Origin of the sequence: Pleomorphomonas diazotrophica (assembly GCF_002844595.1) — a bacterium.
In the GTDB taxonomy this organism is placed as follows: Bacteria; Pseudomonadota; Alphaproteobacteria; order Rhizobiales; family Pleomorphomonadaceae; genus Pleomorphomonas; species Pleomorphomonas diazotrophica.
On record NZ_PJNW01000023.1, the window covers coordinates 18,163 to 42,641 of the forward strand.

Genomic DNA, 24,479 nt, shown 5'->3' on the forward strand with positions numbered 1-24,479 from the left:
CGCCTAACCGCTTTTTCATCTTTGGCTGCTAAGCAGAAAAGCGAAGGAGTATGCCGGTGCAGCTTGATCTGTCATCCCTGACCTTCCTGGTCGTGGAAGATAGCGCCTACATGCGCACGATCCTCAGGACGATGCTGCAGGGTTTTGGCGCGCGCCGCATCGTGGAGGCGGAAGACGGCGCCTCTGGCCTGGAGGCGATGGATCGCGCCAATCCGGATATCCTCATCCTCGACTGGGTGATGCCGATCCTCGATGGCGCCGACATGGTGCGGATGATTCGCGTGCCCTCCAATCCCTTCGCCTATATTCCGATCATCATGGTCACAGGACATACCGAACGAAGCCGGATCATCGAGGCGCGCAGGCTTGGCATTCACGAGCTGCTGTGCAAGCCGATTTCGGCCAAGTCGCTCTACCAGCGTATCCAGTCGGTGGTGCTGGCCCCACGCGATTTCGTCAAGACGCCCACCTATTTCGGCCCTGCGCCGCGCGAGATCCGCAACCGCCAGAATATCTGGCAGGCCAAGCCCGGCGAGAAGGCCGCTTCCTGACCGAAGTCTTTTGTCGTCGCCTCTGAAACTCTTTGCCTCGCTCCGCGTTGAAGAGCCTGACGAAGGCCGCCTTCGGCAACGTCTGGCTCGTCCTCCTGGAGAGATGCAATGGCTCGCACCCTCTGCACTTCGGCCTCCCTTCCGCTGGCCATTGCGGCGCTCGTCGCCCTGGCACCCGCAGCCGCCGCCGACGAGACTGCCGCAACTCCGGGCCTTCCTGTCTGCCTGATCGGCCTCGGCGCGGGTGATGGCTCGCCTCTCTGGTCGCAACTCGACGTGGGGCCGAGCCGTAGCGTCGACTTCGATCTCGCAGATGGCGCCGGCCTGACGATCGCCTGCGGGACCTTCGTTGCGCCGAAATATCGGCCGGCGGCCGCCGTTGTGCCCCTGGGCGCCAAGGATCCCTCCGCCAAGGGGGACTTCGGCTCGCTCTGAATGCCTCTTGCCGGCTTCAACCGGTCGGCAACGGAAAGGCCGTGTCGAGCCGCTCGAACCGTACGCCCCTCACGACGAGCGCCTTGATGGCCTCGGCGACGCCGGCGCCAGCCGGCCGCTCCGGGTGGTTGATATGGGCGATGATGACGTCGCCCGGCTTCGCGGCCCGAATGCGGCGGCTTACCTCGGCCGCCGGCAGCGAGGCGCCGACATCGGCGTTGAGCGAGTAGCCGGCAATCCTGTAGCCAAGATCATCGATCAGATGGACGGCATCGCGACTGTAGCGGGCCGAGGCATCGCGATACCAGACGGGCGCGTGGCCGAAGACGGCTGTCACCGCGGCCGCCCCACCGGTCACCTCCTGCGACACCGCCGCAAGCGACCCTGCCGTCGGCAATCCGAAGACGGTCGGCCGATCGGTGATCGCCGGAACATGGTTTTCGCCGTGATTCTCGATCTCGAACAGGTCGGCATGCGCGAGAAGCCTCGCCGCTGCGGTCGCGTTGCGCTTCAGCCAGCGATGCGTGACGAACAGCGTCGCGGGTACGCGGTCGGTGATGAGCTCGTCGAGGATGCGGTCGTCAACGGCGCCTGAGCAGGCGTCGAATGTCAAAGCGATGCTGCGATCGCCGGCCGGCAGCGTCATGCGCGGCTCGATGTCGCCGGCGAAGGCCGGTGAGGCAAGCAGCGAAAGAACGGGAACCAGGCGGGACAAACGCATCTCTCAGCTCCTGACGATCGAGACGGCGGTTCGATGCGCCGCCCGCGTGTCGAAATCAAGGCTGCCGTCGTGCCGCCAAAATTATGGAATCAAGACTCCGCAATTGCTCACACCGGATTGTCGTCAATGTCCTTCATCCCGCCGGCGCTTCTCCCCGTCGTCCTGCTCGTCGCTTCCAATCTGTTCATGACCTTCGCCTGGTACGGTCACCTCAAGTATCCGAACAAGCCCCTCTGGGCCGTTGTCCTGATCTCCTGGACGATAGCCCTCGTCGAATACTGTCTCGCTGTACCGGCCAACCGCTATGGCTTTCGCGTTTATTCGGCAGCCGAGCTCAAGACCATGCAGGAGGTGATCACCCTCGCCATCTTCATGGTGTTCTCGGCCGTCTATCTGAAGCAGCCGGTCACGCTCAACCACCTCATCGGCTTTGCCTTCATCGGTCTCGGTGCCTTCTTCATCTTCAAGGGCCCGATCCGGCTTTGATTAGCTTTTGGCGTTCTGGGCCGATGCGTTGGCGGCGATCACCGGGTTGCCGGGGGCGAGCGTCAAGGCTTCGGCAAACAGCAGCTTGGCCGCCTCGCGATTGCCCCGGTGCCATTGCGACCAGCCCATGTTGTTGACCACTTCGCCGCGTCGGCCGGCGATGGCGATCACCTGCGCATAGGCTTTGTCCGCGACCTCGAACCGCCCGAGCCGATCGGACGCGGCGGCGAAGCCGAGCCATGCTTCCGGGTCGAGAGGATCCTTGGCGAGGACGGCCCGGTAGGTCCGCTCGGCACCGGCGAAGTCATTCTGCCGGAAGGCAGCCTTGGCTCGATTGCGCAAGGTCGCCTGCTGGCTCGCGAACTGCGAATACTCCGGACCATCTTCGAGCAGGCTGTCCTCGAAGGCTGTACTGCACGCCGTGAGTTGTATCGAGAGGGTAACAACCAGTGCTGATAGGTAGATCTGTCGTTTCATGAGGCACGCCTTGATGGATAGTCGGAGGATAGCGAATGCCCCCATAAGGCTGGCTCAAGAATTCCTGTTCAATTTTACGCAGAGGCTAGGCCGAAGTAGTTAGCTCTTGCGAGACCAAGAGGCCTTGCTGGATCAACTCTCCATTCACGCGCCCATCAATCACCTGTTCAAAGGCGACAGGGTGAAAAGAGGCTGCCGGCTCGACAGCTCTTGTTGTCGTGGCAATGGCTCGATCAGCTGTTGAACTTCACCACCATCGGCCAGATGGCGATGAACAGAACCACCGGCAGAATGCAGGCGGTAACGGGCACCGACAGCTTGGCCGGCAGGGCATAGGCCTTTTCCTCGGCGGCGGCGAGGCGCTGGTGGCGCATGTCCTCGGCGAAGACGCGGAGCGCGTCGGACAGGCTCGATCCGAGCTCGCGCGACTGTTGCAGCAGCGTTGCGAAGGCGCGCACTTCCGGCACGCCGACGCGATCGGCCAGGGTTTGCAGCGCAAGTTCCATCGATCGTCCCGCCCGCACCTCGAGGCAGAGCACCTCAAGATTGACCCCGAGAGCCGGATACATCGGCGCCAGCTCCTGCGTCACCCGCTCCAGGCTGGCTTCCATGGAAAGCCCGGCATTGGCGCAGACGCCCATCAGGTCCATGAAGTCGGGAAAGGCGATGCGGTTCTGGCGCAGCACGGTCTTGGCACGCCGGTCGACGTAAAAGCTCGGGCCGAGGTAGCCGACGATGGCGGAGACCAACAGCACCACAAGCAGCTTCGTTGTCTCAGGCATGGCGTTGGCCACGGTGAGAAGTAGCAGCGCGGTCGCCGGCGCCGCGATGGCACCGGCGAGGCGGGCCAGGAAGAACAGGGCAACGGCATGAGGGGAAAACAGGCCCGCACGGATCATTCGCTGCCGAGCGATCTTCATCTTGCCGGCGTCGCCGCCGCTGACGATGCTGTTGGCCTGGGCAATGAACTTCTCAAGCGTGGGCGGCAGGCGGCTTCCCTCCGGCCCGAGGCCAAGGGTCGACAGCGGATCATCGCCCGGCTCTTCTCCCGGGGCGTCGCGCCTGGACACCGGCAGATTGACCGTGAGGCGGCGCTTGAGGTGTCGACGACGCGCCATTGAACTGGCCACCGTGACGACGATGCTCGTGAGCATGGCGATGAAGGCCGCCAGCGCCAGAAGATCGGGGCGGCTTGCGGCAATATCGAGAAGAGCGCGAACGACGTCGGGCATTGGAGCCTCAGAAACGGAAGCTGATCATTTTCTTCATCATCAGGTTGCCGACGCCGAGCCAGGCGGCGGCGCCGACGAGACCCCACGTGGTCATCGGCTTGCCCCACACCGAGCCGTAATAGTCGGGCGACATGAAGTTGAGGGCCACGAACAGCAGCACCGGCATGGCGGTGAGGAAGACGGCGGAGATTCTGCCTTCTGCCGAGATGGAGCGGATCTTGCGCCGCATCTTGATGCGTTGGCGGATCACGTCGGTGAGGTTTTGCAGGATTTCGCGCAGGTTGCCGCCGGTCGACGATTGAATGGAGACGGCGGTGACGAACAGCGGCAAATCCTCCTGCCCGACGCGCGCCTGCATGTTGGCGAGCGCCGTGACGAGATCGGCGCCATAGGTCACCTCGTCGGTCATCATGCCGAACTCGGTGCCGATCGGATCGGACATTTCGCGCGCCACCATGGACATGGCGACAGGCACCGGATGGCCTGCCTTGAGGCTTCGGACGATCAGCTCGATCGCCTCGGGAAACTGCACGGCGAACTTCTCCTGCCTTTGGTTCCGCCGCATGCGCAACACCATGACCGGCAGAACGAAGCCGCCGAGCGGCAGGGCAAGGGCCGTCTTGACGAGGTCGTGGTTGGTGAAGTTGAACACCAGCCCGGCGATGATGACGCCCGTGGCGGCAAAGACCAGCATCAGCTTGCTGAGGCCGATGGTGATGCCGCACTGGACGATCAGCCGGCCAAGCCAGGCAAGATGGCGCGGCATGCCGCCGGAGGCCGTGAGGCCGCGCTCGCGCCTCAGAAGCACCATCACTTCCTGCCGGTTGGCATCGGGCGCCGATACGCGGAGCCGTCGGTTGACCTGACGGCGATCGGCGCTGGCGTTCACCGTCAGGAGATACACCGCCTCCGCCAGGAAGGCCGCGGCGAAGCCGGCGAAGGCGTAGAACAGGTGCATCTCGTTCATGCCGACCTCACACGAGCGGCTTGGTGGGATCGAAGTAGGCGCTCGGCACGGTGATGCCCTTGGCGACGAGATCGTCCAGGAAGCGCGGCCGGATGCCGGTGGCCCGAAACTCGCCGACCACCGTTCCGTCCGCCTCGGTGCGCAGGCGGTTGAAGCGGAAGATCTCCTGCATCTGGATGATGTCGCCTTCCATGCCGGTGATCTCGGAAATGGAGGTGACGCGGCGCTTGCCGTCGGAAAGACGGGTGAGCTGCAGGATCAGCCGGATGGCCGATGCAATCTGCGAGCGGATGGAGGCGACGGTCATGGGCATGCCGGTCATGCCCAGCATCTGTTCGAGACGGGAGATGGCGTCGCGCGGCGTGTTGGCGTGGATGGTGGCCATCGACCCTTCGTGGCCGGTGTTCATGGCCTGCAACATGTCGAAGGCTTCCTCGCCGCGGCACTCGCCGAGAATGACCCGGTCGGGCCGCATGCGCAGCGCATTCTTGACGAGGTCGCGCTGCCGGATTTCGCCGTGACCTTCCGTGTTGGCCGGCCGCGTCTCCATGCGGGCGACGTGCGGTTGTTGCAGTTGCAGTTCCGCCGCGTCCTCGATGGTGATGAGACGCTCGTCCGGCGAGATGAAGGCCGACAGGGCGTTGAGCATGGTGGTCTTGCCGGTGCCGGTGCCGCCTGAGATCAGCGTTGTGACGCGGGCGTTGACGGCGGCGGCCATCAGCTCGCCCATCGGCTTGGCCAGGGCGCCGACGTCGATCAGCCGGTCGAGCGACAGCTTCTTCTTCGCGAACTTGCGGATGGAGACCAGCGGCCCATCGACGGCGATCGGTCGGATCGCCGCGTTGAAACGCGAGCCGTCGAGCATGCGGGCGTCGCAGGTCGGGTGGCTCTCGTCGATGCGTCGGCCGACGGCGGCGACGATCTTGTTGATGATCCTGAGAAGATGCGCCTCGTCCTTGAAGGGAATGTTGATCGGTTCGAGCTTGCCGAACCGTTCGACGAAACAGTTCTGATGGCCGTTGATCAGGATGTCGTTGATGGTGGGGTCGCGCATGATCGCTTCGAGCGGCCCAAGCCCCATCATCTCGTCGTAGACGGCGGTGACGAACTCGCCGAACTCGATCTCGTTGAGCGCGAGCCGCTCCTCGGCGGCAAAGGCGCTCACCTGTCCATAGAGCTCGCGCATCACCGCGTCCGGCGACAGCTTCTCGAGCTGGGACAGGTTAAGGTCCTCGATCAGCCGCTTGTGCAGCTTGTCCTTGGCGGCGATCAGTTTCTCGTTGATCGGCTTGGGGAGCGGCAACGGCTCCATCTCGCGCAGCGGTGCCACCTGGATCAGCGAAGCCGCCGGGCGGTCGGGCACCGCCGGCGTCGGCGTTTCACCCGATTGCAAGGCCTGGAAACGGCTACGCATGGCGGCGCCCCTTGGCGGCAGCAGGTGCATCGGTGCGCCTCAATCTGGCGAGCAGGGCGCGCAGCGGCGCCGTCCAGGACGATGTGGCGAGCTCCGAGGGATCGGCGATGATCGCTCGGAGGTCGGCGATGACCCGCGAGTTGGGGGCCACCTCGCCGAGCGGGCGGCCTTGGTCGAGTGCCTCGCGCACCGCCTTGTAATCGTTGGCCACCGCCCCAGCAAAGGCGTCGCCGAACAGTTGCTTCACCTCGGCGAGCGACACGCTGGCGCCGGCGTCGGCGCGGTTGACGATGACGCCGAAGCGGGCGTCCTTGTGCACCCGTTCCCGAACCGCCTGGGCGAGCCGCTGGGCCTGCCTCAAAGCCGGTACCGTCATCTCGGTGGTCACGAACACATGGTCGGACCCCTGCAGCACGGAATCGGTCCACGGGAACCAGGTGCGGGGCAGGTCGATCACCACATTGTCGAAATGGCCGGCGACGAGGTCCAGAAGTCGCGCCACGAGATCCGGCCGGTAGCTGCGCATCTCCCACGGGCAGGGCGGCGCCGAGACGATGGCGAGGCCCGACTTGTGCCGGCTCAGCATGACGTCGAGCAGCTTGCGGTCGAGCCGGTCGGGCTGGTTTTCGATCTCGGCGATATCGAAGTGCGGTTCGAGATCGAAATACTCGGCGCAGGAGCCGTTCTGAAGATTGAGGTCGACGACGCAGGTCGTCTGGTGCCGGCGTGCGGCTGCCTGATGCAGCAGCACCGCCGATTGAAGCGTCAATGTCGTGTTGCCGACGCCGCCGGCCGCTGGCAGGAAGGTGTAGATCCGGGAGTCCGGATAGGGATCGGCGTCGTCGCGGCCGAGACGGGTCAAGGTGTGGGCCAGATCGGCGGGCACCACCGGCTTGACCAGGAAGTCCTGCAACTTCAGCCGCAGGAAGCCGCGCGCCACCTCGGCGTCGAACACGCCCGTGACGGGCAGGAAGCGCACCGACGGTCCCGCTTGCCGGTAGAGTTCCGAAAGGCCGGCGACCGGGCCATCGGGAAAGGCGTCGAGATCGGGCACGACCAGGCCGCAGGCCGGGTCGGCAAGCTCGTCGGACAGCTTGTCGGGTGCTCGCACCTTGAGGTCGCCAACGTTGGCGCCGGACGCCCGGAGCGCATCGGCCACCAGGACGGCGAAGTCCTTGTCGGCGGTGACGACGACCACGGTACCGAAGTTGATCGGGGATTCGGCCATCGGCTTTACCTTACCAGGTCGAGGATGTAGCCGCCGGTCGATGCTCCGTTGGCGGCGACATAGGCGGCGGTGTCGGGGGGGACCTCGGCATTGCCGCGAGCGAAGGCATCGAGATCGCTGCCCGGCAACGCCCGGTCGAAGGGCGTGGCGATGCTCGAGCCCGCACCGAGCGGATCGACAATGTGCGGCGTCACGATGATCACGAGATCGGTTTCCGAACGCTTGTAGGCGGTGGAGCGGAACAGGTTGCCCAGCACCGGCACCGAGCCCAGCCAGGGCACGCGGTTGTTCGACACCGAGCGCGAGTTGGTGAGCAGGCCGGCGATGACGAAGCTCTGGCCGTCGCGCAGTTCGAGCGTCGAGTCCGAGCGGCGCACCTTGAGGCCGGGGATGGTGATGTTGTTGATGGTGACCGCCGCCGAATAATCGATCTCGCTCACCTCCGGCTTGATGTTGAGATGGATGAGCCCGTTGGGCGCCACGGTCGGCGTGAAATCGAGGCCGACGCCAAACTTCTTGAACTCGATGGTCACGGACTCGTTGTCGCCGGCCACCGGCACGGGGAACTCCCCGCCAGCCAGGAAACTCGATGTCTGTCCGGACAGCGCGACGAGGTTGGGCTCGGCGAGCGAACGGGCGAGACCGCGCGCCTCCAGCGCCTGCACCACCATGTCGACGGACAGACCGCCCGACAGGACCTGGCTGACGATCTCACCAAATGGCGTCGAGCCCGAAGCGAGGGACGATGATCCGACGCCGACGGCAAAGCCGTCGGTCTGCACCGCCCAGCCCAGGCCGAGCTCGCGATTGGCCGACCGCGTCGCCTCGAGGAAGCGCACCTTGAGCTGTACCTGCTTGCCGCCGCCGATGTCGACGGTGTTGACCACCTTGTCGCCGCCGAACTCCTTGGCGATGGCGCCCGCTTCGTCGATGGTCTTTTGATCGGCGGCGACGCCGGACAGCACGATGGAACCGTTGGCCGAGGAAACGTCGACCCGGGCGTCGGGCAGCTTTCGTTCCAGCGCTTCCTGCAACCGGTCGGTATGCAGGGCGATCTCGAAGTCGGCGGCGCCGACCACGTTGCGTTCCTTGTCGAATAGCACGATGCCCGTGACGCCACCCTTGGTGCCCAGCACCATGAACGACTTGTCGGTGAGCGGCCATGCGTCGGCCAGTGCCGGATCGCCGACCACGATCTCCGAGAAGGCGGCGGTGGTTACGATCATCTGTGGCACACCCTTGGCAATCGCGAACGACTGGCCCGAGGTTGCCGCCGTCATGCGGACGGGCGAGGCGGCATTGGCCGGCAGGGCAACGGTCAGCGCCAGAAGGAGGAGCACCACCAGGCGAAAAGCCGCCTGCGTCGAGGGGGTCATTGCGGTTCTCCGGCGGCGATCGGGGCGGAGGAGGAAGGCGGAACATCGGCGGCCGGCTCGGCAGGCGCGGCGGGAGCATCCGGCGGCGTCACGCGGCGGCTCGGGCCGCCGTCCCTCACCGGAACGGAATATTGGGTGAGTTCGGTCGCCCGCCGCACCCACACCGTGGCATCGGTGGCCGGTGGCGTGGGCGGCAACTCGGCCTTGGCGTTCTCGGTCTCGCGGGCCGTGGTGAGGTCGGCGATGCTGATCGGCCGGAAGGCGGCGGCACGCACCTCGCCGGCCCGTCGCAACACCAGCGACAGGCTGCCGACGCTCTGGGCCAGCACCAGCTTCTGCGCCGCTTCCGGCGAGACCTCCACGGTGGCGGTGTGGGCCACCATCGGCTCGGCGCTCTTCTCGTCGGCCATCTGGTCGATCGACAGGATGCGCACGTCCTGAAGGATCACCTCGGCGACATCGGCGGTGGTCAGCACCACGTCGACGCGGTCGCCCGGCAGTGCCAGCCCACCGACACCGGCGACATCATTGACCCGCAGCGTCACGGCGCGGTTGCCGTCGGAAATGAGGCGGGAGAGGGCCGCCCGCTCGCCGGGGCCGGTCAGCTTGGAGGCGAACAACGGTTCGCCTTCTTCCAGCGGATAGAGCACGGTGCGGTCGCCATCCTTGAAAAGATCGTCGGCCGTGGCAAAGGCGCCAGGCGGCAGATCGCCTTGAGGCCATGGAATCTCGCGGACCGATTGGCGGGACAGCGGAGCGCCGAAGCGGAGCGGTTCGGCGGCCACCATCAGCGTTCCGAAGGTAACCGAGGGCTGTGCCGCCTCGATCTCCCTGAGACGAGCGGCCGAAGCATTGTCGAGCCAGCGGCCGCCAGCCCAGACGGCTCCACCGCCGCAGACGACGGCAAGCAGGATCATGATCTTGAAGTTGGCGCGCATCGGACACTCTCTTCGGATGCGCCGAAGCTAGCAGGTTCGCAATAAAGGCCGGTTCAATCGGTTCGTGGCTTTTCCGCAATCATCTCAAGCTTTTGTTAACGTCTATAATGGCGGTTCTTCGCCGGCGCGGCTTGCGGCCGGACTGGAGGCGGACTAAGCCGGTTTCAGGCGATCCATCAGACGCGGAGGAAAAAGTGTCGGCTTCCGAGGGCGTTTCAGGCGCGGCGGCTGCGGCCGGCGGTATCCTGACGATCGGCGTCGAGGCCGTCGTCGCCAATTGGCGGAGCCTTGCCGCCCGCGTTGCGCCGGCCCGTACGGCTGCCGTGGTCAAGGCCGATGCCTATGGTCTTGGCGCGGCGCCGCTGGTGAGGCCACTCTACGACGCCGGCTGCCGCGATTTCTTCGTGGTCGCACTGTCCGAAGCCGATCTCCTTCGGCCGTTGCTGCCGTCCGATGCCTCGATCTACGTGCTGAACGGGCTGTTGCCGGGCACGGCTGCCGCCTACGGCGACGGTGTCGTGCCGGTCCTGAACTCGCTCACCCAATGCCGTGCCTGGGCGGACGCCACGCACGGCCGCCGCCCGTCGGTGATCCAGGTCGATACGGGCATGTCGCGTCTTGGTCTCGACGTCGCCGAGCAGCAGTCACTCGTCGCCGATCCCGGCCTTGTCGCCGCCACGGGCGCCCGTCACGTCATGAGCCATCTAGCCTGCGCCGACGAGCCGGACAAGCCGGCCAGCGGTGAGCAGCTCGCCGCTTTTCGCGCCGCGCGCCAGCGATTGCCGGGTCTTGCCGCCTCGCTCGCCGCGTCGAGCGGCATCTTCCTGGGGGCGGACTATCACTTCGATCTGACGCGTCCCGGCGCGTCGCTCTACGGCATCGAGACGAGCCCACGCGCCGAGGGCATCCGGCCGGTGGTGGATCTCAAGGTGCGCGTCGCGCAACTCCGCGAGATCGAGACCGGCACCTCGGTCGGCTACGGCTACACCTTCCGGGCCAGCCGGACCATCCGCCTTGCCACGCTGACGGTGGGATATGCCGACGGCTGGTGGCGCCGCTTCTCCGGCGGTGCCGGTGCAGTCTATTTCGGCGGCATTCGTCTGCCGTCGGTCGGGCGCGTCTCCATGGACAGTTGCTCGGTGGACGTGAGCGCCCTGCCGGTCGGGGCGCTTGCCGAAGGCGACCTCGTCGAGCTGATCGGTCCGCATCAGAGCGTCGACGACGTGGCGCGTGCCGCCGGCACCATCGGCTACGAGGTGTTGACCGCGCTCGGCCGCCGCTATCACCGCATCTATCGCTGAGGCCTCATGGGCGGGCGATCACCGCGAAGGCGGTGGCCCCGCCCGGCCAAGGACCACCCGTCGCAAAATCGACGATCTCCACGGCCGAGTAACCGGCGGCCAGCACCTCCGCCGTGATGATGTCTGGCGTGTAGTACTGCATCCAGTTGTGGATCTGGAATGTGCGGTCGGGCGTTACAATGAGATACCGCTCGAGGCTGATCGCTTCGTCCCGGTAGAGCTGTGTCATCTTGAACCCGATATAGTCGCCGGCCGCCCAGAAGCCGTTCATCAGGCGAGGCTGGAAGAGCGTCTCCTCGTGCAGCTCGTCGAACATGCCCGTCGAGAAGACGTCGAACACGAAGACGCCGTTGGGCTTCAACGCGGCTTTGATCTTGCCGAGAACGCGGCTGCGCCTGTCAGGCGCCATGGCGCAGAAATCGCCATAGATCATGGTGGCGAGGTCCTGACCGCCGGGTAAGTCGTCCCGGAGATAGTCGGCTTGCCGGTAGTCGATGGAAAGGCCGGCCCCCTCCGCCGCCTTGCGTGCATGGGTCAGGGAGCTGGCCGAAAAGTCGAGGCCGGTGACCATGCCGCCTCGCTCGGCATAGCGGCTCGTGTAGAGCCCCGGGCCGCAGCCTAGGTCGGTGACCGCCAGGCCGGCGAGCGGGAATCGCCTGTCCAGCCAGGCGACGAACCCGTCGATGGTCGTTGCTCGCCGCGAGGCGAGGTCGTTCTCTCCATCGAGATGAAAACGCAGCATCTCCCCGGCGATATGCGGGTCCGTCCACAACAGCTCGGTGGTCGAAACGGAAAAGGGGGCAGGGCGGAGGAGGAAGTCCGAAAGGATTTCATACATGACGGCAAGGCGCCTCGACGTCAGGCCAGGATCTTGACCACGACCTTCCGCACCCGGGCCGGCTCGCCCGCGATGCAGCCCGGTCGATGGATGTCGGTGGGGTGGAAGACGGCATAGGCGCCGCTGCCAAGGATGAGGTCCGTCTCATCGGTCACCGAGGCGAAGAACTGCACGTCACGCGCCTCGAAATCATTCTCGGCCACGGGGTTGTCGCCGGCCAGCGAAGCGTAGCCGATCAGCTCGCGACCCCTCGCCACATACTGAATGTCGATGTAGCGGGCATGCGACTCGGGCCGCTTGTCGGCCTTCGGCACCGTCTCATAGTCCTGCACCAGCGCGAACATCCGGTCGCCATCGATGTCGACGCGGCCGGTCGGCAGGGTGGCGATGTCGGTCCCCGCGAGGAACCGGAGACCGCGCCGGATATTCTCAGGCAGGTTGATGGCGTCGCGGTCGAGCGTGGCGATATGACTGAGATACATAGGCTTTCTCCCTGGGGAAGCGGTCGGGGCCGGCATGCTGGGCCGACGCGTTTATTCCGCCACTTGCACCCTTCTGCGGAGGCTGGTGTGGCGCCCTTGATACGCTTGGCCCACATGCCGGTCAAACTCGGCACGAAGATCGCGGTGGTGAGGCAGGCGGCTGTGACCGGGGGGTCGCGCCGGCGGTCGAGGAGGCCGCGAGTTCAATCCCGATTGCTTCTCCGGCAACGTCGGCGCCGTCCACGATTGCTGGGCCCGACGCGATGGCATGATGGCGGCGCTCACGGCGCCACGCTGACCAAGCGCCGGCCGCTCACCTCGACGACGTCGCCGTCGACGCGGAAAACCTCCGACAGAAGCCGCCGGTCGATGACGTCGAACGGGGGACCATCGCCGACCACCCGTCCCGCCTGCATCACAATGACCCGGTCGGCGTAGGCGGCGGCGACGTTGAGATCGTGCAGCACGATCACCACCGTCTTGCCCGGCTGATCGGCCATGCGGCGCAGGAGCCGCATCATCGATACGGCATGGTGGATGTCGAGGTTGTTGAGCGGCTCGTCGAACAGCGCGTAGTCGGCATCCTGGGCGAGCGTCATGGCAACGAAGGCCCGCTGCCGTTGTCCACCCGAAAGCTGGTCGAGAAAGCGGTCGGCCAGGGCTTCCAAGCCGACGAAGTCGATCGCCATCCTGACCCGCTCCACGTCTTCGCGCGTCGGGCGGCCTCGATTGTGTGGAAAGCGACCGAAGGCGACGAGATCGCGTACCGTGAGACGGGCGGCGACGTGGTTTTCCTGGCGCATGATCGACAGTCGGCGCGCGATCTCGCGACCCGGAGCCGTTGTTACGTCAAGCCCGTCGACGCGCACCACGCCGGAATCGGCCTTGATTAGCCGGCTTATTATCGACAGAAGCGTCGACTTGCCGGCCCCGTTCGGGCCGACGATACCGACCACGCCGCCGCGCGGGATTGTCAGGCTGGCGTCGTCGACGACCGTCGTGTCGCCGTAGCGTTTGCTGAGTTTGTGGATTTCGATCATCGCCGTCCGGTCTTGAACAGAATGAGGAGGAAGGCGATCCCGCCGATGAAGTCGATGACGATGGACAGCGCCGTACCGAAGCCGAGCACCCGTTCGAGCAGCATCTGGCCGCCGACCAGGGTGATGATGGCGAGGCCGACGGCAATGGGCAGCACGTCGGCATGCCGAGCCGACGGCACCAGGAGATAGGCGAGATTGGCCACCAGCAGGCCGAAGAAGGTCGTGGGTCCGACCAGCGCCGTCGACGCCGACACCAGAATGGCGACGAGCGCGAAGACGAGTGCCGACAGTTTTGCCGTATCGATACCGAGGCCCGTCGCCTTGTCGCGGCCGAGGGCGAGCACGTCGAGTTCCGGGAGGCGCGGCAGCAGCAGCCCCGTCACCGTGAGTGCCAGAAGGGCGGCAATGCCGATCAACGCCGGATCGGCCGCATTGAAGGATGCGAACGTCCGTCCCTGCAATACCATGAAATCGTTCGGGTCCATGACGCGTTGCAGAAAGGCCGACAGGCTGCGGAAAAGTGCGCCGAACAGCAGGCCCGCCAGCACGACCAGAGCCAGGTTGCGCCCTTCGCCACGGAACAGCAGACGGAACAGAAAGCCGGAGAGGCCGATCATGACGAGGCATTCGATCGAGAACAGAAGTCGCGGGTCGAGCGCGCCGGCTCCGGCACCGCCGAGGAACGCCACCAGCGACGTCTGTAGGAGAAGGAACAGCGCGTCGAAGCCCATCACCGCCGGCGTCAGGATGCGATTGCCGGTCAGCGTCTGGAACAGCACCGTCGACAGGGCGATGGCATAGGCCACCGTGACGAGAGCGGCGAGACGAATGCCGCGGTGGGTCAGCACGAAGCTCCAGGATCCGCGCGCCCCGATTGTCATGAAGGCCAAGGCGGAAACGGCCGCCAGAAGCGCGACCAGGAGCGTCAGGCGACGGATGGCACGAGCGCGGTCAGGCGGCATGGCCGCGCCGCCCGAAGATGAGCGTCAGGAAACCGAGGCTGCCGACGACGCCCATGATGGTGCCGACCGGTATTTCGTAGGGAGCAATGACCAGCCGCCCGGCGACGTCCGAGGCGAGCACCAGCAGCGCTCCGCCAACGGCCACAAATGGCAGGCTGCGTCTCAGGTCGTCGCCCAACAGGAGGCTGACGACGTTGGGAACGATCAGACCGACAAAGGGGACGGCGCCGACCGTCACGACCACGGCAGCGGTGACGACCGAGACGATGACGAGCCCGAAGATGATGAGGCGCCGGTAATCGAGCCCCACGCCGACGGCAACGGCTTCGCCCATGCCTAGAATGGTGAAGCGGGCGGCCGTGGCGTAAGCGGCGGCCACCAGGCCGGCGATGACCCAGAGGAACTCGTAGCGGCCGCGCAGCACGATGGAAAAGTCGCCACTGCCGAAGGCGCCGAGCGATTGCAGGAGATCGAAGCGGTAGGCGAGGAAGCTCGTCACGGCATCAAAGATGCCGCCGAGCATGATGCCGACCAGGGGAACCATCAGCGCCGATCCGAGGGGTAGCCGGCCGAGCAGCACCAGGAACAGCGCAGAACCGGCAAGCGCCACCAGAGCCGCCACCAGCATGCGCACGACGACCGGAGCGCCGGGCATCAGAAGCAGCGTGAGCAGGATGCCGAGGCTTGCCGATTCCACCGTGCCGGCGGTCGATGGTTCGACGAAACGATTGCGCGCGATCATCTGCATCAGGATGCCGGACACGGCCAGCCCGGCACCCGACAGCAGCAGGGCGAGGGTACGCGGCACCCGGCTCGCCGCGAGCACGAGCGCGCCGTCACCCTCCGTCGTCAGCACATCGGTCCAGGTATAGCCGCCGCCGGTGATGAGGCTCACCGCCACGAGGGCGGCCATCCCGATGAGAGCAATGCATGCCAACAGGGGGCGGGGCGGAACGCTCACTCGGCCGCCTCGCGGAAAGGCATCGCCTGCCGCCGCCGCAACTTGGGCGGCACGCCATAGGCCTTCTTGAAGGCGGTGGCAAAGCTCGAGGGCGCCGAGTAGCCGGCAATGAAGGCGGCGCAGGCGATGCTGACGCCGCGATTGTCAAGCGCGTCGCGGGCGGCGTCGAGGCGCCGGCGGCGCACGAAGTCGAACACCGTCATGCCGTAGAGCTCCTTGAAGCAGCGCTGCACGACGCTGACCGATGCGCCCACGGCCTGGGCCACCGCATCGATGGTCAGCGGTTCGTTGAGGTGGTCGAGCAGAAAGACTCGGATGCGCTCGCCGAGTAGCGACAGTGCCGGACGCGGCAGGGTGCTTTCCTCGCGCCGAAGCGCCAGGGTACTGAGCGTCAGGCAGATCAAGTCGAAGGCGCGGGCTCGCCGGTAAAGCGGCAGAGCCTCGCGTGGCACCCAGGCCGGCGGCTCCGCGGCGAGCCGGGCGAGGCGGATGCTGTCGTCGTCGAGGCGCCAGAGATGGTTGTTGCCGTGGCCGGCGAGGAAGGTGGCGAGTGCGTCGCCGTGACCTGCCCCCTTGAGGTCGAGTGCCGAAGTCCAGTCGCGTGGCGCGGTGATCATCAGCTTGCCCATGCGGTCTTCCGACCAGGCGAGCTGGGCCAGACGCGCCGGGCGGGTGAGCGCCAGCGCCAGCGCCACCGGGCCGCCGTCGGCGGAGATGTCGAACCGTTGACCGTCGATCTCGAAGCGCTGCCAGCCCTGCAAGTACACGAACAGGCGGAAGCCCGGCTGGATCTCGCGCACCGGCCGCGGACCGGCGACCACCGGTGCAAGCCGGCAGGCCAGCGAGATGCCGTCGTGTTCCGAGGTCGCTGTCGACAGTTCCATGAACGCACCCAATGCCACCCGAAGAGCCGTCTCACAACCTCTGCGGCGGGCTCGGCTGTTTATGAAAAAGAAACCGCCGTTTTCGCTGAAGCCCTTGTCGTCGACAGCTCTCGACCCCCTTGTTTATATACATGATCAAACGAGTCAAGTTTAAGGGAAATCCCTTATGCGATTGGATCTCAATTGCAATACGGGAAGTGGGGCAGGGTTAAATGGCTGATATTACGGAACTTCTCACCAAGGGCGACGTGCGTTGGGTCCGATATGCCCGTCGCGTCTTCATGCGGGCGGCGCTGATGACAACGGTTTGTCTTGCCGCCGCCGGCGGGGCGAGAGCGCAGTCGGCGGATGATGCCGCCACACTTGAGCCGATCGTCGTCGAGGGGACCGGCGAGGCCGCCGACGGCCCGGTGAAGGGGTATGTCGCCAAGCGATCGAAGACCGCCACCAAGACCGACGTGCCGCTGGAAAAGACGCCGCAGTCGGTCTCCGTGGTCACTGCTGATCAGATGGCTGATCAGGGCGTCAAGTCGGTGGCCGAGGCGCTGCGCTATACGCCCGGCCTGTTCGCCGAATATCGCGGCGCATCCAACCTGCACGACGAAACATTCCTGCGCGGCTACTATTATGCGCCGCGCTTCCTCGACGGTCTGCTGTTCGGCTCCAACTCGCTCGGCCAGGTGGATCCCTATCTTCTTGAGCGCGTCGAGGTGCTGAAGGGGCCGTCGTCGGTGCTCTACGGCGAGGCCCGGCCCGGCGGCCTCATCAACCTCGCCAGCAAGCGTCCGACCGGCGAGACGGCGCGTGAGGTGCAGGCGACGGTCGGCACCGACAACCGCGTCGAGGCCGCCTTCGACCTCATGGACAAGCTTCCCGGCAGCGACGCTGTCTCCTACCGCCTCGTCGGCAAGGCGGCGCGTGCCGACACCATGGAGGCCGGGCTCGATACCCAGCGCATTGCCGTGGCTCCGTCGGTCATGTGGCAGCCGGACGACCAGACCAAGGTCACCGTTCACGCCTTCTACCAGAACGAACCGGAAGCCGGCTTCCGGAATTTCCGCGAGGCCAAGGGATCGCTCACGCCGACCGCTTACGGCTACATACCGCGCGACTTCCTGATTTCCGATCCCAACGTGCAGAAGTCCGAGCGCGAGCAGGCTTCGATCGGCTATCAGGCCGAGCATCGCTTCGACAACGGCGTCACGCTGCGCCAGAACGCCCGCCTCACCGACATCGACACCGCCTACCAGACCCTGACCTGGGGCGCCTTGCAGGCCGATGGCAAGACCATCACCCGCACCGGCTCCGGCGGCACCGAGGACATGTTGCAGTTCGTCATTGACAACAGCGCCGAGGCCAAGCTTTCCACCGGTCCGCTCGACCACACGCTGATCGGCGGCTTCGACTATCGCTATTCGATTGTCGATTACGCCTGGGGTTACGACTACACGGTGCCGTCAATCGACTGGACCAATCCGGTCTACAACGTCACCAGCCTCAACCTCTCTTCGGGTCGCACTGACACCCAGACCAAGGCGTCGCAGGTCGGCCTCTACTTGCAGGATCAGATCGAGATCGGTCGTCTGAACCTGCTGTTCGGCGGGCGTCAGGACTGGGCAACCACCGATATCGACAACAACCTGACCGGCACGGCGACCAGCTTCGATTCCTCGGCCACTACCGGTCGTGCCGGGGCGGTCTACGATATAGGCTGGGGCCTTTCGCCCTATGTCAGCGTTGCCACATCCTTCGAGCCGGTGCTGACGGCGGCGCCGTCCGGTTCCGACCCCTTCGAGCCGTCGACGGCCATCCAATACGAGGCAGGCTTGCGATTCGCGCCGGAGGGCTACGGCTTCAATCTCAGCGCCGCCATCTACGAGCTCACCCAGCAGAACGTCCTTTACCGCGAGACCAGCTCCAGCCCCTGGCAGCAGACCGGCGAAATCCGCACGCGCGGTGTCGAGCTGGAGGCTCGCGCCGAGATCACCGACAACCTCAGCCTGCTTGCCGCCTACAGCTACACCGACCAGGAGGTGACGGAAGCGGCGCAGGCCAACATCGTCGGCAAGACGCCGGCCCGTATCCCGCTCAATCAGGCTTCGATCTGGGGCAAGTACGAGTTCGATGACGGCCCCTTTGCCGGCCTCGGCCTCGGTCTCGGCCTGCGCTATATCGGAGAGAGCTGGGGCGATGCCACCAACACCTTCAAGGTGCCGGACACGCTCCTGCTCGATGCGTCGCTCTCCTATGACTTCGGCGCGCTCGACAGGGACTTCGAGAACGTGTCGCTGCAGGTGAACGCCACCAATCTCACCGACGAGTTCTACACCGCGTCCTGTGCCAGCGCTTATGCCTGCTTCGTCGGCGCCGGCCGTACGGTCACGGCCACGCTGAAGTACAAATGGTAAGGCGCATGCGGAAGGCTTTGGAAGCATTGTACACGCTGGCCTTCGTCCTCCTCTCCGGTGGTGTCTCCGCCGGGGAGGGCATCCGTCTTGTGCCCGGCCTGCCAACGATCGTCGAGGCGGTCGCGCCGGGCGCGACCGTTACTTTGCCGTTCGAGGCGGCGCCCGGCGACTACCTGCGCGGTCGGCTCGACGTTTCGGTCGGCAGCTTCGCTCTCGAAGTCGTCGGCAAGGACGGCAAGCCCTGGCGGCGCCTGCTCGATGACATCGGCCTTTCCGGCGATTTCCAGTTCGTCGCAGGCGATGCGCCATCGGCGTTGCGGCTTGTTGCAGGGCCGGACGGCGGCGCCGGTCGCCTGACCCTTGCAACGCGCCTTTCGCCGGCCGAGCAGCGACCTCCGGCCATAGGCCACGACAGCCCGGCGATCGCCGGCGTTGCCGCGACGATTGCCACCGGCGGCACGACCGACGCCTTCTGGAGCCATGCCGGAGAGGTGGGCACTCCACTCATCGAGCGAGCCGAAGACGGCAAGACGCTGCTGACCTTCGTCTATCGCGGCGCCAGGCGGAACGTCCGCCTCGTCGGTGCGCCCTCCGGCGACCACGAATGGCTCGACCGGCTCGACAACTCCGATATCTGGTTCAAGAGTTTCCGCGTGCCGCCGGAGACGCGGTTTTCCTATCAGCTCGCTCCTGACGTGCCGGAGTTGCCGGGGTCCGCGCGGGAGCGGCGGTTGGCGTTGCTTGCCACCGCCGCCGCCGATCCGCTGAACGCGGCACCCTGGCCGGACGATGCATCGGACCGGTTCAATGCCAAGTCGACGGTGACGCTCGCGGCGGCACCGGTGCAGCCGGGCATGGAGAACACGGCCGCGCCGACGGGAGAGTTCATCCGCTTCCGCTTCGCTTCGGACCGCCTGGGCAATACGCGCAACATAGCGATATACAGGCCGAGGCACTTCGATCCCACCGATCCCGACGCCCTGCTCCTCTTGGTCTTTGACGGCCGGAGCTACCAGCGTGAGGTGCCGACGCCGACGATTCTCGACGCTCTTGTCGCCGCCAACCGGTTGCCGTCGACGCTTGCCGTCTTCATCGACAACCCCGATCAGGCGGCGCGGTCGCGCGAACTGCCCGACAATGCCATTTTCGCCGACGTCCTGGCGGACGACCTGATGCCCGAGATACGCAGGCGGACCGGTTTCTCGCCGCCGCCGGGCCGAACGGCGCTGGCTGGGTCCTCCTACGGCGGGCTCGCCTCGATGACGGTGGCCCTTCGCCGTCCTGAAGTCTTCGGCAACGTGTTGTCGCTCTCCGGCTCCTACTGGTGGAGCCCGCCCGGCACGCCGGCCGCCGGCGCCAACATCGTCGCTCGTCGCGTCGCCACCACGAGCCGGCGTCCCGTACGCGTCTTCCTGTCGGCGGGTCTGTTCGAGCGCGAACATGGCGGCGCCGATGGCATCCTGGAAACCAACCGCCATCTGCGCGACGTGCTGACGGCGCGCGGCTACGAGGTGACCGCCCGCGAATATGCCGGCGGCCACGACTATTTCGTCTGGCGGGGCGCACTCGCCGACGGATTGCTGGCGCTGTTCGGGCGCGGCTCGGCCTCACAGATCATCAAGGACAAGCCATGATCGGATTTCGCCACCTCGGCGCTGTGCTGGCGCTGTTTCTCCTGTTCGCCGGTTCGGGCACCGTCGAAGCTGTCACCATCACCGATGCGCAAGGGACGCATGATCTGCCCGACCGTCCAAAGACAGTCGTCGTGTTCGATCTCGCCGCCCTCGACACGTTCGATACGCTGGGCGTCGAGGTGAAGGGCGTGCCCGACTGGTCGATGACCGGCGAACTCGAGAAATATGGAAGTGAGTCCTACACCAAGGTCGGATCGCTGTTCGAGCCGGACCTCGAGGCGGTGGCGGCGCTTGAACCGGATCTCATCGTTGTCGGTGCTCGCAGCCAGAAGCACGTCGCAACGCTGTCGGAGATTGCGCCGGTGCTCGACCTTACGCCGGACAACGGGGACTTCCGTGGTTCGGTGAAGCGCAATGCCGAGGCCGTCGGCAAGCTGTTCGGCAAGGAAGCCGAGGTCGCCGAGCGGCTTCGGAAACTCGACGCCACGATGGCCCGTCTCCGGCAGATGACAGCCGGCAAGGGCAGGGGGCTCGTGGTGCTGACCACCGGCGGCAAGATCAGCGCCTACGGTCCTGGCTCGCGCTTCGCCGAGGTCCACGATCTCTACGGTCTCGCCGCTGCCGACCCGACCATCGAGGCGACAACCCACGGCCAGGTCATTTCCTGGGAATACATCCTCAAGGTCAATCCGGACTGGCTGATCGTCATCGACCGCGATGCGGCCATCGGCAAGACCGAGACCCCGGCCCGCGCCCTGCTCGACAACGAGCTGGTGAACCGCACCCGCGCCGCCACGGCCGGGCATGTCGTCTACCTCGATCCGGTCGCCATGTATCTCACCAGTTCCGGCCTGCGCGCCGAGCAGGCCATTGCCGACAGCTTCATCGCAGCCTTCGGGCGGCCTTGATCCCGCACTCGTCCTCTGTCCCGGAGCCTCCCCATGACCATCCAAGAGCCGGTCCGTCTTGCCGCCACGCTGTTCGTTCCGAGCCCCGACCCGGCGGCACTGCGCGCCCGGCTCGTCGAACACGTCGGCCGCTACGCTCACTCCGAAACGACGGCAGCCGGCGACATCCTGCTGTCGAGCGAGCTTGGCCTGTCGCGGCTGACGCTCGAAGCCGGTGGTTTGCGCATTGCCGCCGAAAGCCGCGACCCCGCCGGCCTCGCCTATATCAAGATGATCATGGCCGACCACGTCCTCGAGTTCGGACAGGCCGGGGTGGCGCTGCACTGGACAGGGGCCGGCGGCGCCGGTTCGCCGCTGCCGTTCTTTCGCGAGATGACGGTCACGGCCGTCGCGATGGTCGGCCGCTTCCTCCGCCTGACCCTGCGCGGCAACGATCTTGGCCGCTTCGCCGAGGGCGGGCTGCATGTCCGCCTGTTGTTGCCATCCGAGGGTGTAGCCCAGCGCTGGCCGGTGACCGGAGACGACGGCCGTCCCTTCTGGCCGGACGGCAACCCGCCGCCGGCCCGTGTCTACACGCTGCGGCGTATCGACGTCGCCGCCGGCGAGGTGGAGATCGACATGCTGCTGCATGCCGGCCATCACGGCGCGCCCGGCGCCGCCTTTGCCGAACGGGCAAGGGCTGGCGACGTCGTCGGCATGACAGGTCCAGGCGGTGGTGACTTGCCGGAGGCGGCTGACTATCTCTTCTTCGCCGACGAGACGGGCTTGCCGGCCGTTGCCCGGATGCTCGCCGAGATGCCCGCCGGTCGCCGCGTCCGCGCCTTTGTCGAGGTTGAAGATGAAGCCGATCGGCAGGTGCTGCCGAGTTCCGCTGCGGCGGAGATCACCTGGCTGTACCGGCGAGACGGCGCGCGGCTTGAACTCGCCGCCATTGCCATTGGGACCGGCGATCTCCCACCCGATTTCGTTGTCTGGGGCGGGATGGAGCACGCCGCCCGCCGCGCCATTTATCGAAGGGCGATCGACACGTGGAATCTGTCACGCGACCGCCTGCGCCTTGCCTCCTATTGGCGGCGCGGACAGGCTGGCGAGGACCATCACCACGACGATTGACACGGATTCGGCGGGTCACGAGGTCACTTTGCCGGACTCCCATGCTCATATGCGGCGCACCGCCTCCGATAGGTGGCAATCCTGCCGAAGGACGATGGCACAAGGACTTGGTCGCGAAAGAGCCCGCAGCTTTCCCGGTATCTCGGCGTTCTTCTTTAAGTATATAGACTTATATGCTTTCGTATTATGCAGGGTAGTGTCAGGAATGACTGCAATTCGTGCGTGACAAAAGCAGGATTTGCCTCGACCCTTCAGGGGTGGGAAGCCGGTCTCCTCCCTGCCGGCCCCGACCTGAGGAGCCATGGCATGATCGTGGCAGTCCGCCAAGCGCCACGCCTCGCGCCAGCCGCGTCGGCGCCCGTTGTTCGGCGCGAAAGCCGGCAGAGCGCCGAGATGGCGCTGTTCGGCCTTTATGAGATCTCGAAGATACTCAACGCGCCCGTCCGCCTTGAGAGCATGCTGGCGAGCGTCGTCAACATCCTCACTTCGTTCCTCGCCATGCGGCGCGGCATGATCGTCGTCATCGACGAAGCCGGCGAACCGGAGATCGTCGCCACCGCCGGCTGGGCGGGCGAGGTGAAGGGACGACCGATTGACAGCCTGCCGCAGGCGGTCATCGACCGCATCGTCGCCACCCAGACCTCGCTCGTCGTGCAGGACACGGCGGCCGATCCGCTGTTCGCGGGCACGCCGGCGGCTCACGATCCGAGTCGGGTTTCCTTTGTCGGCGTGCCGATCAAGGATGACGCCAAGGTGATCGGCACGCTCAGCATCGACCGCGTCTGGGACGGGTCGGCCGACATCCGCATCGACGAGGATCTGCGCTTCCTTGCCATGGTCGCCAATCTCGTGGGGCAGGCGGTGCGCCTCCATCGCGTCGTCGCCGCCGATCGCAAGCGTCTGATCGACGAGCGGTCGCGACTTGAGAAGGCGCTCGACGAGAAGCCCAAACCGGCCCGTATCCGCATCGGGACCGGCGGCATCGTCGGCGACAGCCCGTCGGTGCGCCGTGTCATGGAGACCATCTCCATCGTCGCGCCGTCCAACTCCACCGTGCTGCTGCGCGGCGAGAGTGGCACCGGCAAGGAACTGTTCGCCCGCGCCATCCACGAGCTGTCGAGTCGCAAGGCCAAGCCCTTCGTCAAGCTCAACTGCGCCGCCGTCTCCGAAAGCGTTCTGGAATCCGAGCTGTTCGGCCATGAGAAGGGCGCCTTTACCGGCGCCATAGCTCTGAAGCCCGGCCGTTTCGAGCTCGCCAACGGCGGCACGCTCCTGCTCGACGAGATCGGCGAGATCTCGCCCGCCTTCCAGTCCAAGCTGCTGCGCGTTCTTCAGGAGGGCGAGTTCGAGCGCGTCGGCGGTACGCGGACGCTGAAGGTCGACGTCCGGCTGATCTGCGCCACCAATCGCGATCTCGAGGCAGCCGTCGCGAAGGGCGACTTCCGCGCCGACCTCTACTATCGCATCAATGTCGTGCCGGTGTTCCTGCCGCCGCTCCGCGAGCGGCCGGGCGACATTCCCTTGCTCGCCCGTGCCTTTCTCGACCGTTTCAACCGCGAGAATTCACGCCGGCTAAGTATCACCGACAAGGCCCTCGACCTTCTGGGCAAATGCTACTTCCCCGGCAACGTGCGTGAGCTGGAAAATTGCGTTCGCCGCACGGCGACGCTGTCCCGCAGCGACACCATCCGCCGCGAGGATTTCGCCTGCGCGCATGGGGAATGCCTGTCGGCGACCTTATGGACCGGCGCCCACCACGTCACGGCCGACGAGCAACTGACCGCGCTGAAGCGCGGCGAGGTGCTGGTGCCCGGCCTGCGCCCTCCGGTTTCATCTTTCCAGCCGCCTCAGTTCGAGCCGCCGCAGAACGAGCCATCGGCCGAGGGGCATGTCTGTGAACACGCGGGTCCCGACTGCCCGGCGCTCGGCCATCGTGCGGGCGAGAAGGAACGGCTGATCGACGCCATGGAGAAGTCCGGCTGGGTGCAGGCCAAGGCGGCCCGCATCCTTGGCCTGACGCCACGCCAGATCGGCTATGCGCTCAAGAAGCACCGTGTCGAGCTGAAGCGGTTCTGAGCGCTGTCGGAAGTCCGACAATGGCGTGTCGCGTCAGGAGTGTTTTC

At 66.0% G+C, this 24,479-nt stretch carries 23 protein-coding genes; 9 read left to right on the forward strand and 14 right to left on the reverse strand.

The annotated features are described in order from the left end of the window. Nucleotides 1-50 precede the first annotated feature (50 nt). Nucleotides 51-551, forward strand: a complete 501-nt coding sequence (locus tag CXZ10_RS20750; RefSeq protein WP_026790096.1) for a response regulator — start codon at nucleotides 51-53, stop codon at nucleotides 549-551. A 108-nt stretch (nucleotides 552-659) separates the two neighbouring features. Next, nucleotides 660-986 (forward strand): hypothetical protein, encoded by a 327-nt coding sequence (locus tag CXZ10_RS20755; RefSeq protein ID WP_101291280.1) that lies wholly within the window; start codon nucleotides 660-662, stop codon nucleotides 984-986. 16 nt (nucleotides 987-1,002) lie between these two features. On the opposite strand, the gene CXZ10_RS20760 is transcribed toward CXZ10_RS20755, so the two are convergent. Then, nucleotides 1,003-1,707 (reverse strand): polysaccharide deacetylase family protein, encoded by a 705-nt coding sequence (locus CXZ10_RS20760; RefSeq protein ID WP_101291281.1) that lies wholly within the window; start codon nucleotides 1,705-1,707, stop codon nucleotides 1,003-1,005. A gap of 126 nt (nucleotides 1,708-1,833) precedes the next feature. Between CXZ10_RS20760 and CXZ10_RS20765 the strand changes: the two genes are divergently transcribed. Then, complete coding sequence (locus tag CXZ10_RS20765; RefSeq protein ID WP_210199978.1) at nucleotides 1,834-2,193, forward strand: DMT family protein; 360 nt, start codon at nucleotides 1,834-1,836, stop codon at nucleotides 2,191-2,193. On the opposite strand, the gene CXZ10_RS20770 is transcribed toward CXZ10_RS20765, so the two are convergent. The 7 genes from CXZ10_RS20770 to cpaB all read right to left on the reverse strand — a co-directional run bounded on the left by CXZ10_RS20770 (nucleotide 2,194) and on the right by cpaB (nucleotide 9,825). Then, nucleotides 2,194-2,670, reverse strand: coding sequence for a tetratricopeptide repeat protein (locus tag CXZ10_RS20770; RefSeq protein WP_180336114.1), 477 nt, complete (start codon nucleotides 2,668-2,670; stop codon nucleotides 2,194-2,196). 233 nt (nucleotides 2,671-2,903) lie between these two features. Next, nucleotides 2,904-3,902, reverse strand: coding sequence for a type II secretion system F family protein (locus CXZ10_RS20775; protein ID WP_101291283.1), 999 nt, complete (start codon nucleotides 3,900-3,902; stop codon nucleotides 2,904-2,906). Nucleotides 3,903-3,909: 7 nt separating this feature from the next. Next, nucleotides 3,910-4,869: a type II secretion system F family protein gene (locus tag CXZ10_RS20780; RefSeq protein ID WP_101291284.1), complete on the reverse strand. Its 960-nt coding sequence runs from the start codon at nucleotides 4,867-4,869 to the stop codon at nucleotides 3,910-3,912. Nucleotides 4,870-4,876: 7 nt separating this feature from the next. Further along, the gene (locus CXZ10_RS20785) at nucleotides 4,877-6,283 is read right to left on the reverse strand and encodes a TadA family conjugal transfer-associated ATPase (protein ID WP_101291323.1); all 1,407 of its coding nucleotides are present in this window, start codon (nucleotides 6,281-6,283) and stop codon (nucleotides 4,877-4,879) included. After that, a complete protein-coding gene (locus CXZ10_RS20790; RefSeq protein ID WP_101291285.1) occupies nucleotides 6,276-7,511 on the reverse strand; it encodes a CpaE/TadZ family protein in 1,236 nt (411 codons plus the stop codon). The genes CXZ10_RS20785 and CXZ10_RS20790 overlap by 8 nt, the downstream gene beginning before the upstream one ends. 5 nt (nucleotides 7,512-7,516) lie before the next feature. Continuing rightward, nucleotides 7,517-8,887 carry a type II and III secretion system protein family protein gene (locus CXZ10_RS20795; RefSeq protein ID WP_101291286.1) on the reverse strand — a complete coding sequence of 457 codons (1,371 nt, stop codon included), beginning with the start codon at nucleotides 8,885-8,887 and terminating at the stop codon, nucleotides 7,517-7,519. Beyond that, nucleotides 8,884-9,825: a Flp pilus assembly protein CpaB gene (gene cpaB / locus CXZ10_RS20800; RefSeq protein ID WP_101291287.1), complete on the reverse strand. Its 942-nt coding sequence runs from the start codon at nucleotides 9,823-9,825 to the stop codon at nucleotides 8,884-8,886. Before cpaB ends, CXZ10_RS20795 begins: the two co-directional genes overlap by 4 nt. 194 nt (nucleotides 9,826-10,019) lie before the next feature. Here cpaB and alr point away from each other — a divergent pair, with 194 nt between their 5' ends. Further along, entirely contained in the window at nucleotides 10,020-11,126 is a 1,107-nt protein-coding gene (alr, locus tag CXZ10_RS20805) for an alanine racemase (RefSeq protein WP_244617190.1), read from the forward strand. A 4-nt stretch (nucleotides 11,127-11,130) separates the two neighbouring features. On the opposite strand, the gene CXZ10_RS20810 is transcribed toward alr, so the two are convergent. The 6 genes from CXZ10_RS20810 to CXZ10_RS20835 all read right to left on the reverse strand — a co-directional run bounded on the left by CXZ10_RS20810 (nucleotide 11,131) and on the right by CXZ10_RS20835 (nucleotide 16,293). Continuing rightward, nucleotides 11,131-11,964, reverse strand: a complete 834-nt coding sequence (locus CXZ10_RS20810) for a class I SAM-dependent methyltransferase (RefSeq protein ID WP_101291289.1) — start codon at nucleotides 11,962-11,964, stop codon at nucleotides 11,131-11,133. Nucleotides 11,965-11,984: 20 nt separating this feature from the next. Beyond that, nucleotides 11,985-12,446, reverse strand: a complete 462-nt coding sequence (locus CXZ10_RS20815) for a NanQ anomerase/TabA/YiaL family protein (RefSeq protein WP_101291290.1) — start codon at nucleotides 12,444-12,446, stop codon at nucleotides 11,985-11,987. A 281-nt stretch (nucleotides 12,447-12,727) separates the two neighbouring features. Then, nucleotides 12,728-13,486: an iron ABC transporter ATP-binding protein gene (locus tag CXZ10_RS20820; RefSeq protein WP_101291291.1), complete on the reverse strand. Its 759-nt coding sequence runs from the start codon at nucleotides 13,484-13,486 to the stop codon at nucleotides 12,728-12,730. Continuing rightward, on the reverse strand, nucleotides 13,483-14,448 hold the full coding sequence (locus tag CXZ10_RS20825) for an iron chelate uptake ABC transporter family permease subunit (RefSeq protein ID WP_101291292.1): 966 nt from the start codon (nucleotides 14,446-14,448) through the stop codon (nucleotides 13,483-13,485). Before CXZ10_RS20825 ends, CXZ10_RS20820 begins: the two co-directional genes overlap by 4 nt. Beyond that, complete coding sequence (locus CXZ10_RS20830) at nucleotides 14,438-15,361, reverse strand: iron chelate uptake ABC transporter family permease subunit (RefSeq protein ID WP_101291293.1); 924 nt, start codon at nucleotides 15,359-15,361, stop codon at nucleotides 14,438-14,440. The genes CXZ10_RS20825 and CXZ10_RS20830 overlap by 11 nt, the downstream gene beginning before the upstream one ends. 44 nt (nucleotides 15,362-15,405) lie before the next feature. Beyond that, nucleotides 15,406-16,293, reverse strand: a complete 888-nt coding sequence (locus CXZ10_RS20835; RefSeq protein ID WP_101291294.1) for a helix-turn-helix domain-containing protein — start codon at nucleotides 16,291-16,293, stop codon at nucleotides 15,406-15,408. A 212-nt stretch (nucleotides 16,294-16,505) separates the two neighbouring features. On the opposite strand from CXZ10_RS20835, the gene CXZ10_RS20840 reads away from it, so the two are divergent. The 5 genes from CXZ10_RS20840 (at nucleotide 16,506) to nifA (ending at nucleotide 24,432) form a co-directional block, all read left to right on the forward strand. After that, entirely contained in the window at nucleotides 16,506-18,701 is a 2,196-nt protein-coding gene (locus CXZ10_RS20840; protein ID WP_101291295.1) for a TonB-dependent siderophore receptor, read from the forward strand. A 5-nt stretch (nucleotides 18,702-18,706) separates the two neighbouring features. Beyond that, nucleotides 18,707-20,335, forward strand: coding sequence for an enterochelin esterase (gene fes / locus CXZ10_RS20845; protein WP_180336115.1), 1,629 nt, complete (start codon nucleotides 18,707-18,709; stop codon nucleotides 20,333-20,335). Beyond that, nucleotides 20,332-21,243, forward strand: coding sequence for a siderophore ABC transporter substrate-binding protein (locus tag CXZ10_RS20850; RefSeq protein ID WP_101291297.1), 912 nt, complete (start codon nucleotides 20,332-20,334; stop codon nucleotides 21,241-21,243). Before fes ends, CXZ10_RS20850 begins: the two co-directional genes overlap by 4 nt. A gap of 33 nt (nucleotides 21,244-21,276) precedes the next feature. Then, the gene (locus tag CXZ10_RS20855; protein WP_101291298.1) at nucleotides 21,277-22,356 is read left to right on the forward strand and encodes a siderophore-interacting protein; all 1,080 of its coding nucleotides are present in this window, start codon (nucleotides 21,277-21,279) and stop codon (nucleotides 22,354-22,356) included. A gap of 306 nt (nucleotides 22,357-22,662) precedes the next feature. Then, nucleotides 22,663-24,432: a nif-specific transcriptional activator NifA gene (gene nifA, locus CXZ10_RS20860; protein WP_101291299.1), complete on the forward strand. Its 1,770-nt coding sequence runs from the start codon at nucleotides 22,663-22,665 to the stop codon at nucleotides 24,430-24,432. Nucleotides 24,433-24,479 lie beyond the last annotated feature (47 nt).